General features: G+C 26.7%; 5 protein-coding genes and 1 pseudogene. 4 read left to right on the top strand and 2 right to left on the bottom strand.

Going from position 1 to position 7,905, the window contains the following annotated elements; translation table 11 throughout:
* Positions 1 to 320: 320 nt before the first annotated feature.
* Positions 321 to 634, bottom strand: a pseudogene (locus QZ288_RS11410) (hypothetical protein); the annotation flags it as partial.
* 26 nt (positions 635 to 660) lie between these two features.
* A complete protein-coding gene (locus tag QZ288_RS11405) occupies positions 661 to 2,505 on the bottom strand; it encodes a methyl-accepting chemotaxis protein (protein WP_295158969.1) in 1,845 nt (614 codons plus the stop codon).
* Positions 2,506 to 2,953: 448 nt separating this feature from the next.
* Between QZ288_RS11405 and QZ288_RS11400 the strand changes: the two genes are divergently transcribed.
* From QZ288_RS11400 to QZ288_RS11385, 4 genes are all read left to right on the top strand, one after another.
* Positions 2,954 to 3,556, top strand: a complete 603-nt coding sequence (locus QZ288_RS11400) for a restriction endonuclease subunit S (RefSeq protein ID WP_295158967.1) — start codon at positions 2,954 to 2,956, stop codon at positions 3,554 to 3,556.
* A gap of 42 nt (positions 3,557 to 3,598) precedes the next feature.
* On the top strand, positions 3,599 to 5,095 hold the full coding sequence (locus QZ288_RS11395) for a type I restriction-modification system subunit M (protein WP_295158965.1): 1,497 nt from the start codon (positions 3,599 to 3,601) through the stop codon (positions 5,093 to 5,095).
* Positions 5,096 to 5,171: 76 nt separating this feature from the next.
* On the top strand, positions 5,172 to 6,626 hold the full coding sequence (locus QZ288_RS11390; protein WP_295158963.1) for a DUF2971 domain-containing protein: 1,455 nt from the start codon (positions 5,172 to 5,174) through the stop codon (positions 6,624 to 6,626).
* A gap of 120 nt (positions 6,627 to 6,746) precedes the next feature.
* Positions 6,747 to 7,889 (top strand): restriction endonuclease subunit S, encoded by a 1,143-nt coding sequence (locus QZ288_RS11385; RefSeq protein ID WP_295158961.1) that lies wholly within the window; start codon positions 6,747 to 6,749, stop codon positions 7,887 to 7,889.
* Positions 7,890 to 7,905 lie beyond the last annotated feature (16 nt).

The following is a 7,905-nucleotide window of genomic DNA, read 5'->3' as shown; positions in this document are numbered from 1 at the left end:
TAAAGTATTTCTTAATCATAAGTATATTTTACAGTGAAAAAATAAAAAGTAAAGAAAAAATTTTATTATTGTTATGCTCGCCTTCGCCCATAAATATATGCTGACAGTGTCAGCATATGGCTTCGGCTCGCTTTTTTTTAATTATTTATTATTGTTACCAATAAAAATTATGAGTTTTGATACTCTGCCATTCTGCAAATGTCAAGCACTCACAAGTTTTTTATTTCTTTATTGCTAGCTATAAACTCGCATTAAATTAGCTAATAACCAGATTTGCTGTTTATTAGCTGCTCGTTTATCGCTTTAAAAAATTTTTATTTATCATTTATGCTTGAGTTATTTAATATATTAATAAATCTTGGAATTTCTAGTATATGCATTTGAATCATATCTAATGATACATTAATATCTTCTATGTCTACTAACTTAAAACATCTATGTGCTTTGCCTCTATCCCCAAAATTCAAATTGAAATTAAGCAAATTAATACTAATAATCTGATTAATTCTAAATTATGCACCTCTTCAAATCCTGAATCTTTAAGCACACAATTAACTATATTCTCTAGTATATCTTCATTACCAATAGAGCCAAAAAGATAATACACAAAGTAATCATTCATTCTGTTAATCATTATTTAATAAATAACTCCTATTTTAATTATTTATCGAGCTTGAAGAAACGCATAGCCTCCTCTAATTCTTTAGCCTCATTTAGAAGAGAAGCGGCTGCAGAAGCAGATTGTTCTACCAATCCCGCATTCTGCTGCACTACATTGTCCATTTGAGAAACTGCTGTATTTACCTGATCAACTCCTGTCTGCTGTTCTATAGCTGTTTCACTAATATTACGCATTATATTAGAAGTTTCCTCTATTTTTCTCTCTAAATCTTCAAATATTTTTTCAGACTCTTTTGCTTTTTCTGCGGATTTGCTTATTTTTTCATATATAACATTTATTAAATTAGTGATATCTTTAGCTGAAGACTGAGAGTTCTGTGCTAAATTTCTAACCTCGCTTGCTACTACGGCAAATCCCTTACCCTGCTCTCCTGCACGTGCAGCTTCTACTGCAGCATTAAGGGCTAATATATTAGTTTGAAAAGCAATATCCTCTATAACCTTTGTTATATTTTTTATTTTTTCGCTATCCTCATTAACCTCTTCTATACTTTTAGTAGTTTCCAAAATTATAGCTCCTGCATCTTTAATTGAACTCATAGATTCCTTCATCATATTATTGCCCTCTATAGAATGCGAAGTAGAAGATCTTATTGTGGAAGCCATTTCCTCCATAGAACTTGCAGTTTCTTCAAGACTTGAAGCCTGTGCCTCTGTTCTTCTTGATAAGTCATAATTACCGTTTGCAAGCTCCTGTGCTGCTGAAGTTATCTTTATAGAAGAATCATTAACTTGAGATATTATTTCTGTAAGTTTTTTACGCATTCCGCTGAAAGATTCAAATAATATACCAAGCTCATCTTTTCTGCTATGTTCATTTGAAACATAAGTTAAATTTCCTAATTCTATTTCTTTAGCTTCTTCTATAATGCTGTTTATATGCGTCATTAATCTTCTTATAAATAAATAAACAAATAAAGATAATAATATAATTGCTATTAATCCTACTAATGAACTTATTAAAATCAATTCTTTATTTGTAGAATATATCTCGCTGTCAAACATAGTCATCGCAACTACCCAATTCATAGTCTTCATTTTACTGAAAGATCCTGTTCTTTTCTTATCCATATAAACATAAGATAAAATACCTTCTTCTAAATTATTATCAAATACTGTTTTATATTCTTTAACTATATCTGAGCCTATTTGCTCATAAAGATTATCCATTATATCTATTAAATTAGAATCTATTGTTATAAGACGCCCTGTTTTTCCAAGATCAATATCCGTAAAATAATTATCATGTATAAGCTTCCAATCTATTATAACAAGTATATTTCCTAGTAAATCGCCTCTTAAACTCTTTACAGCTACGCCTAAAGCTAATGATTTATTTCCTGTATCTTTAGAATTAATAATCTCTTCATCATAAACATGATCAAAGTTATTAGATTTTAATCTATTCCAAAAATTAGGTCTGGTATCAGCAATATTATTATTTACAGAATTTCCCAAAGCATCAGCTATAATATTTCCATTTATATCTATTACAGCTATATTTATAGAATATTCATTGGCTCCGTTAAATAAAGCTAAAGCATTCAAAGCCTCAGCTTCCGTCTGTTCATTTCTATTTAAAAGAGAATTCATAATGGCTGGAGCAACTGAATAGGTTTTGGCTAATGATACCTGATCTATTAAAATAGCATCAAATAACTTAGAATAGGTTTTTACTGTATTTTGAAATCCCTGAAATCTGCTTCTGCTCAATCCTTTACTTGCTATGGTAACAGAAATTATCAATATCATAATTATAATTACAAAAGAAATTAATGATATCACAGCAGGTATTTTAAAAGATAAACTATGTACTTTTTTCATTGAAAACTCCAATTTTGTAATATAAACAAATTATCAAATTTATTTTATATTATATTATAATAAAAACATAAAAAAATTATATTTTTTTCACACTTTTTAAAAAAAATTTATATATTATTAGTATAATCAAAAATTGATTTGTATCTAATTTTATAAATTTTTTCTTCATAATTTACCTTAATAGCGGATATAACTTTTTGTATCCGCTTGTTATTATTTTATCATACATATCAAATTTTTATATTTTATAATTATAAAGTAAAGCATATCAATATAAAAAATAAGAGCATATTTCTATATAGAGCAAAGATATGTATTATTTGTATAATAAAAAATAATAATTATATATTTTTAACAGCATATTTTATATTAGAGCGTATAATAGAGTAAAAAAAATATTTAAAAGATTTATTTTATATCTTATAATATAAAAGTATAGGAGAAATATATGCATAAAATTATATTAAAAGATATAGCAAATATCAGAGTAGGTGCTTCAGTATCAAGAGCATTAGCAAAGAGATATGAAAAAGGATATAAGATTAATCTCATAAACTTAAAAGCATTCGATAATAAATCAGTCAAATATATACAAAATGAAAAAAATATTGATATAATACAAATCAAACAAAAAAATATTGATATGATACAGGCAAATGACATCATTATAAGATTAAGAGAACCATTTAATAGTTTAATAATAGAAGAAAATATTGATAATTGTATAATAAGTTCATTGACAGCATATATTAGAATAAAAAGCGAATTTCATAATATATGCCTGCCTCATTTTATTGCCATTTATTTAAATGATAAAAAAGTTCAAAAATATTTAAAAAAGAAATCAAGGGGAACAGGTATAATATCTATAGGAGCTTTTGATATTGCAAATATAGAAATAGAACTGCCCGACATAGAAAAACAAAAGGAAATCATTGAAATAAATTCATTATTTGAAAGAGATATTTTTATTCAGGAAAGGCTATTTGAATTAAAGCAGATATTTTATAAAGAGGCTATGAATAAAATATTAAAAAGAATAAAATATTAAAAAAATTTAATAATACTAATATTTAAAAAAAGGAGAAATTAAATGAAAACAACAAAAGAAGTAGTTGAAAATATAGTTTGGAAGGCATGCGATACTTTTAGGGGTTCAATAGACTCATCTGTTTATAAAGATTATATATTGAGTATGCTATTTGTGAAATATTTATCAGATTTTGTTAAAGAAAAAACTGCTGAATTAAAAAATAAATATAAAGATAATGAAGGCATTTTATCAAGAAGTTTAGAAAGGCTTGATTATAAAATAAGCGAAACTGCCGGCTTTGATTATCTCTATTCCATAAGAGAAGAGAACAATATCGGAGAGAGAATCAATACTGCATTAAGAGAAATAGAAAAACAAAATCATAGTAAATTTGAAGGCATTTTTAATAATATAGATTTTAATGATTCAAATAAATTCGGCAATACAAAGACTAGAAACTCTATATTAAAAAATCTGCTTGAAGACTTCAATGATCCTGCATTAGATTTAAGTCCTAGTGCATTAGAAAATAATGATGTTATGGGCGATGCTTATGAGTATTTAATAAAAAACTTTGCAGGCGATGCGGGGAAGAAAGGCGGAGAGTTCTTTACTCCTCCTGAAGTATCTATGCTTATGGCTAAAATAGTAACTTTGAATATAAAAGGCGGTGTTAAAGTATATGATCCTACTTGCGGAAGCGGTTCTCTGCTTGTAAAAGTATATAAAGAGCTTGACGGAAATAACTGCACAATTTACGGACAGGAGAAAAACAGTCAGACATATTCTCTATGCCGAATGAATATGTATTTGCATGAGATAAAAGATAAGGCTATGATTGAATGGTCGGATACAATTAAAGAGCCTAAATTTTTGGATAAAAACGGTAATTTAGAAAAGTTTGATATAGTAGTGGCTAATCCTCCTTTCAGCTTGGATAAATGGGGAGAAGAAACAGCAATTAAAGATAAATACAATAGATTTGAGTACGGCATACCACCTAAAAGCAAGGGCGATTATGCTTTTGTGCTTCATATGATAAGCAGTATGTCAGACAACGGCATAACTGCAGTTGTAATGCCTCATGGAGTATTATTTAGAGGAGCAAGCGAGGGGATAATACGCGAAAGGATAATAAATGAAAATCTGCTTGATGCGGTTATAGGGCTTCCCAACAATTTATTTTACGGCACATCGATACCAGCATGCATACTCATACTAAAAAAGAACAGAAAGGAGAAAGATATTTTATTTATAGATGCAAGTGTAGAATATGAGAAAGGAAAAAATCAAAACCGTTTACGCGATGAGGATATAGAAAAAATAGTCAAAGCCTATAAAGAGAGAAAAGACATAGAAAAATACTGTAAACAGGCTAGCTTAAAAGAGATAAAAGAAAATGAGTATAATCTCAATATACCTAGATATATAGATTCATTTGAAGATGAGGAGTATGTTGATTTGAAAAGCATAAGCGAAGAAATAAATATATTAGAAAAAGAACGCGAAAAGTACAGCAGTAAGTTGGAAGATTTTTTGAAGGGTATAAAATTATAATAATATATTTATTTGCGAGTACACAGCGTGCCTTTGTCAGGTGAAAGACTGAAGTTTATGAGAGGAGATTTCATTTATGGAAAAAAATAATTTACCACAAAATAATTTATATCGTATAACAAAATTAGAACATTTAATTGATGATTTGGATAATGAAGTTATAACATTTTCTCATCCTACAGTATTTGAAGATGTAAAAGAATATAAAGAACTAGATTCTTACTTTGTACAATGTTGGAGTAAAACCTATGAAAGCCCTATGATGTGGGGACAATATTCTAAAGATCATTTAGGGATAATGATTAAATTCGATGCAGAAAAATATAGAGAACCTATTATGCCAGAAGAATCAAATGATGGTATATTTAAACCTTTTCCATTTGATAGTTATTGGCGTGATATGGAATATGATTATGAAGAATTTGTAAAAAATGAAAATAACAATAAATTAGAATATTTATTCCATAAAAGAAAAGGATATGAATATGAAAATGAAAGCAGGTGGGTTGTGGATTTAAATAAAAATAATTATTTATTAATAAAAAATGAAAATAATAAAAAAGTTATATATCCTAAAATTGTATCTACTTTTAATAATGGTAAATATTATAGATTTGTAAAATTACCATTTAAAATAGATATATGGAATTTATTAATATCCGAAATAATCATAGATCCAAATGCTAATGATGATTATTTTGAATATGTATACGATCAACTATCAATAAGAATAAAAGCAGAAATAAAACGTTCTTCTTTTAATGGAAAATCTGAAAAGCTAAATATTAATAATATGTCTGGATTAAAAAAACTATATTATTTATCTAATGATATTAATATCAATGATATTGAAAAAGAGCTAAACCCAATATCAAACTCAGAAGATATAAAACCATATATTTTACTAAAACATCGTAAGGCATTAGAAAATTCAATAGAATTTATAAATTTAAATAAAGAAATTGAAGTAATTAAAGAAATCATGGATCAAATATTAACATTTGAAGATTTAATTTTGAAATTTCATTTAATTAGTTATCTTATTTTAACTACATTAAAAAGAATATACTTTTCAGGTCAATTTACTGATGAAGAATCAAGAAATAATGCTATAAACTCTTATAGTATAAATTTTTTAATAATCATAAATTTTTCTTATGACCTAATATCTGAAGATCCATATAGTGTATACAATAAGAAAATATTCGATAAAGATAGAAAAATGGTTAATGAAAATAAAAATATAATAAAAGAAATTTGTATTTTTTTATTATTAAATAAAAAAATAGCCATAGATTATTTCAATCATTGGAAAAATTTATATTTAACATCATTACAAAACAATTTATATAATTTAGAATGTGATTTAAGTGCATTACGTTCATACAGGGTAAAACAAGCAGATATACACCATTTAGCTACTAATTTAAATAATTTTATCTATAATATAATGATAGAATTTATTAGTATAAATAAATTAGATAATAAAACGAGTCCTAACAATGACGCACCCACTCATAATAATATTTAAAGAATTTAAATTATCCTTTTTAGGAATAATAGTTTTGCGGGGCTTTGCCCCACACCCAAGTTCTTTTATTGGTATAAAAGAACCAAAAGAACTGCAATAATAATATAAAAGGAGCCAACAATGACTTACCCAACCGGCTGGCAAGAAAAAAAGATTATAGATATATCAGAAGTAACTTCAAGTAAAAGAATTTATGAAAAAGAATATGTAAAAAGTGGTATACCATTTTATAGAGGTAAAGAAATAAGTTTATTAAAAAATAAAGAAGAAATAAAAGAAGTCATATATATAAGTGAAGAAAAATATATGGAACTAAAAAATAAATATGGAGTACCACAAAAAAATGATATATTAATTACAGCAGTTGGAACAATAGGTAACGCTTATATGATAGATGATGACAAGCCTTTTTATTTCAAAGATGGTAATTTAATATGGCTAAAAAATATAAAAGAGTGTCCTAAATTTTTGATATACTTATTTGAATATAACCAAAATAAAATAATGGAAATTTCTATGGGATCATCTCAAAAAGCATTAACTATAGTAAAACTAGAAGATTTGTATTTCTATTTTCCGCCCCTAGACGAACAAAAACGCATAGCCTCAGTACTCTCCTTATGCGACGAAGCAATAGAAAACCTTAATAAACTTATATATAAAAAAGAACTTTATAAGAAAGGTGTGATGCAAAGAGTGCTTACAGGCGAAGAGCGGTTTGAGGGTTTTACTGATGAGTGGATTTTTAAACCGCTGGAAAAACTTTGTAATATAAAAAAAGGAGAACAAAAAAATAAATTAGATTTAATTGAAAATGGAAAATATCCTGTATTAAGCGGCGGAATGGATTTTTCAGGATATTATAATTTATATAATAGAGAAGCAAATACAATAACTATAAGCGAAGGCGGAAATTCTTGCGGATATGTTAATTTTATAAAAACTAAATTCTGGGCTAGCGGGCATTGTTATACATTACATGATGTTAATATAGACAGTTTATTTTTATATCAATGTTTGAAATATAATGAAAGTAAAATAATGAAATTAAGGTTAGGTTCTGGATTACCAAACATACAGTTATCATATATAAAAGAATATACATTAAAAATTCCTAAATCTATTGAAGAACAAAATAAAATTGCTTCTTTCCTTTCTACAATAGACGAAGACATTGACAATATTAAAAAATTATTAGAGCTTCGTAAAGAGCAGAAGAAAGGGCTTATGCAGAGGCTTCTTACTGGGGAAATTAGGATATAGATAATAATAAAAATAT

It is taken from the genome of uncultured Brachyspira sp. (assembly GCF_910578695.1).
Lineage (GTDB): Bacteria > Spirochaetota > Brachyspiria > Brachyspirales > Brachyspiraceae > Brachyspira.
The sequence above is the reverse complement of the archived record's forward strand: the minus strand, read 5'-3'. Positions and strand labels throughout refer to the sequence as shown.